The 3,777-nt window shown below is 66.4% G+C and carries 3 protein-coding genes; all 3 read left to right on the forward strand.

All coding sequences use genetic code 11. The features are described 5' to 3' along the window. Window positions 1–474, forward strand: a 474-nt coding sequence (locus OEZ49_RS22865) for a (2Fe-2S)-binding protein (RefSeq protein ID WP_317853198.1), incomplete at its 5' end; no start/stop codon positions are given. Between the two features lie 51 nt (window positions 475–525). Continuing rightward, window positions 526–2,892, forward strand: coding sequence for a xanthine dehydrogenase family protein molybdopterin-binding subunit (locus tag OEZ49_RS22870; RefSeq protein WP_263390448.1), 2,367 nt, complete (start codon window positions 526–528; stop codon window positions 2,890–2,892). A 91-nt stretch (window positions 2,893–2,983) separates the two neighbouring features. Next, window positions 2,984–3,772, forward strand: a complete 789-nt coding sequence (locus tag OEZ49_RS22875; protein ID WP_263390449.1) for an FAD binding domain-containing protein — start codon at window positions 2,984–2,986, stop codon at window positions 3,770–3,772. Window positions 3,773–3,777: the final 5 nt, after the last annotated feature.

Genomic DNA, 3,777 nt, shown 5'->3' on the forward strand with positions numbered 1-3,777 from the left:
TCGATGACTGTGAACGGTCGTGCTGTTGTAGGTACGGTTGAGGGTCGTGAGTTGTTGAGTGGATTTTTGCGGGATCATCTGTCGTTGACGGGGACGCATGTTGGGTGTGACACGGGTCAGTGCGGGGCCTGTGTCGTGCATGTTGACGGTGTTGCGGTGAAGTCGTGCAACATGCTGGCGGCGGAGGCGGATGGCTGTTCGGTCGCGACGATCGAGGGGCAGGCGGCGGCGGACGGGACGCTGAACGCGTTGCAGCAGGCGTTCCAGGATCATCACGGGCTTCAGTGCGGGTTCTGCACGCCGGGGATGGTGATGTCGGCGGCGGCGCTGTTGCAGGATAACCCCCGGCCCAGCGAGGCCGAGGTGCGGGCGCATCTGGAGGGGAACCTGTGCCGCTGCACCGGTTACCACAACATCGTCAAGGCGATCATGGCGGCGTCCGGGCAGGACGTGAGCGGGATCGCGGCTGAATGAGGCGGCGCGGGGATTTCCGCGGACCATTCTGATATCTGGAGGAGACGAGACATGCCCAAAGACAGTGGCATTGGAGCCAGCAGCAAGCGGCGCGAGGACGTGCGCTTTCTGACCGGCGCCGGCAATTACACCGACGACATCAACATTCACGGCCAGGCTTACGTGCATTTCCTGCGTTCGGACATGGCGCATGGGCGGATCGTGTCGCTGGACACATCTGCTGCGGCAGCGATGCCCGGCGTTGTGCGCATCTTTACCGGCGCCGATTTCGAGGGCGTGGGCGGTCTGCCCTGCGGCTGGCAGGTGACCGACAGGCATGGCCAACCCATGGCCGAGCCGGGGCATCCGGTGCTGGCCCAGGGCAAGGTGCGCCATGTGGGCGATCCGATCGCGGCGGTTGTGGCCGAGACGGCGGCCCAGGCGCGCGACGCGGCCGAGGCGATCGGGGTCGAGATCGAGGAACTGCCGGCGGTGGTCGACATGAAGGCGGCGCTGGCCGAGGGCGCGGCGAAGGTGCATGACGATCTGCCGTCGAACCTCTGCTACGACTGGGGGTTTGTCGAGGAGAACAAGGGCGCGGTGGACGCGGCCTTTGACAAGGCGGCGCATGTGACGACGCTGGAGCTGGTGAACAACCGGCTGGTGGCCAACCCGATGGAGCCGCGGGTGGCGATCGGCGATTATGCCCGGGCGACGGGGGAATCGACGCTTTACACCACCAGCCAGAACCCGCATGTGATCCGCCTTCTGATGGGGGCCTTCGTGCTGGGCATCCCCGAGCACAAGCTCAGGGTGGTGGCGCCCGATGTGGGGGGCGGCTTCGGCTCGAAGATCTTCCACTATGCCGAGGAGGCGTTCTGCACCTTTGCGGCCAAGGCGATCAACCGGCCGGTCAAATGGACCTCGTCGCGGTCCGAGGCCTTCATGTCGGACGCGCATGGGCGCGACCATGTGACGAAGATCGAGCTGGCGCTGGACGAGAACAACAACTTCACCGCGATCCGGACCGAGACGCTGGCCAATATGGGGGCGTACCTGTCAACCTTCGCGCCAAGCGTGCCGACCTGGCTGCATGGCACGCTGATGGCGGGGAACTACAAGACGCCGCTGATCTATGTGAACGTCAAGGCAGTGTTCACCAACACGGTGCCGGTCGATGCCTATCGCGGCGCCGGGCGGCCCGAGGCGACCTATCAGCTGGAGCGCGTCATCGACAAGGCGGCGCGCGAACTGGGGGTCGACCCGATCGCGCTGAGGCGGCAGAACTTCGTGACCGAGTTCCCCTATCAGACGCCGGTTGCGGTGGTCTATGACACCGGCGATTACAACGCCACGATGGACAAGCTGGAAGAGATCGCCGACATCGCGGGCTTTGCCGCGCGGCGGGCGGCGTCCGAGGCCAAGGGCAAGCTGCGCGGTCTGGGCGTGAACTGCTATATCGAGGCCTGCGGCATCGCGCCTTCGAACCTGGTGGGCCAGCTGGGCGCGCGGGCGGGTCTTTACGACGCGGCGACGGTGCGGGTGAACGCGACCGGCTCGATCTCGGTGATGGTGGGGGCGCATAGCCACGGCCAGGGCCACGAGACGGCGTTTCCGCAGGTGGTGGCCGAGATGCTGGGGATCGACGAGAGCATGATCGAGATCGTGCATGGCGATTCCAGCAAGATCCCGTTCGGCATGGGCACCTATGGTTCGCGCAGCCTTGCGGTCTGCGGCTCGGCCATGGTGCGGGCGACCGAGAAGATCATCAACAAGGCCAAAAAGATCGCGGCGCATCTGATGGAGGCCAGCGAGGCCGATATCGAGCTGAAGGGCGGCCAGTTCACGGTTGCGGGCACGGACAAATCCGTGGCCTGGGGCGACGTGACGCTGGCGGCTTATGTGCCGCACAACTACCCGCTGGAGGATATCGAGCCGGGGCTGGAGGAGACGGCGTTCTACGACCCGTCGAACTTCACCTATCCGGCCGGCGCCTATGCCTGCGAGGTGGAGGTGGACCCCGAGACCGGCAAGGTGACGGTGGAGCGGTTCAGCGCGGCGGACGATTTCGGCAATATCGTCAACCCGATGATCGTGTCGGGGCAGGTGCATGGGGGGCTGGGCCAGGGGATCGGCCAGGCGCTCTTGGAGAACTGCGCCTATGATCCGGAGACCGGGCAGCTCTTGAGCGCATCCTACATGGATTACGCGATGCCGCGCGCCGATGACGTGCCGTTCTATGCGGTGGATCATTCCTGCGCCACGCCCTGCACCCACAACCCGCTGGGGGTGAAGGGCTGCGGCGAGGCCGGGGCCATCGGCAGCCCGCCTTCGGTGGTGAACGCGGTGATCGACGCGCTGCGGTCGGGTGGCAAGGATGTCGCGCATATCGACATGCCGATGAGTCCGTCGCGGGTCTGGGCGGCGATGAACGGCTGAGACGGCCGGGGGGCGCTGCCCCCCGGACCCCCGGGATATTTTCAGCAAGAGGAAAGGGCAGGGACCCGGAGCCTCTTGGAGGAGGAGCGAGATGTATAATTTCGAGTTTGAGCGGCCCGGCAGCGTGGCCGAGGCGGTTGCGGCGCTGGCATCGGAAGGGGCGCAGGCGCTGGGAGGCGGGCAGACCCTGATCCCGACGCTGAAGCAGCGGCTGGCGGCACCGGAAAAGCTGGTGTCGCTGGGCGGCATCGCGGAGATGAAGGGCGTCTGCGTCAATGACGACGGTTCGGTCTCGGTGGGCGGCGGTACCACCCATGCCGAGGTGGCACGGGCGGCGGCGTCCTATCCGGCGCTGGCGGCGCTGGCGGGGGGCATCGGCGATCCGGCGGTGCGCAACCGCGGCACCATCGGCGGCAGCCTGGCCAATAACGACCCCTCGGCCTGTTACCCGGCGGCGGCGCTGGGGTCGGGGGCGGTGATCGTGACCGACCGGCGCGAGATCGCGGCGGATGACTATTTCCAGGGCCTGTTCACCACCGCGCTGGAGGAGGGCGAGATCATCACCGGCGTGCGTTTCCCGGTACCCGAGGCGGCGAATTACCAGAAGTTCGTGCAACCCGCCTCGCGCTTTGCACTGGTGGGCGTGTTTGTGGCGAAATACGCAAGCGGCGTGCGCGTGGCTGTCACCGGCGCCTCCGAGGACGGGGTGTTCCGCTGGTCCGAGGCCGAGGCGGCGCTGAACCACAGCTTCAAGCCCGAGGCGCTGATGGACCTCAGCATCGACCCCGACGGCATGATCGCAGACCTGCACGGCTCAAAACCATACCGCGCACACCTCGTCAACGTCATGACAAAACGCGCCGTAATAGCGGCGGCGTAAAGCGC

The sequence above is a fragment of the Ruegeria marisflavi genome (genome assembly GCF_025673445.1).
GTDB classification, from domain to species: domain Bacteria; phylum Pseudomonadota; class Alphaproteobacteria; order Rhodobacterales; family Rhodobacteraceae; genus Ruegeria_B; species Ruegeria_B marisflavi.

Coding starts and splice junctions, on each gene's coding strand:
- OEZ49_RS22870 (WP_263390448.1), top strand. CDS start 526: ATGCCCAAAGACAGTGGCATTGGAGCCAGCAGCAAGCGGCGCGAGGAC.
- OEZ49_RS22875 (WP_263390449.1), top strand. CDS start 2,984: ATGTATAATTTCGAGTTTGAGCGGCCCGGCAGCGTGGCCGAGGCGGTT.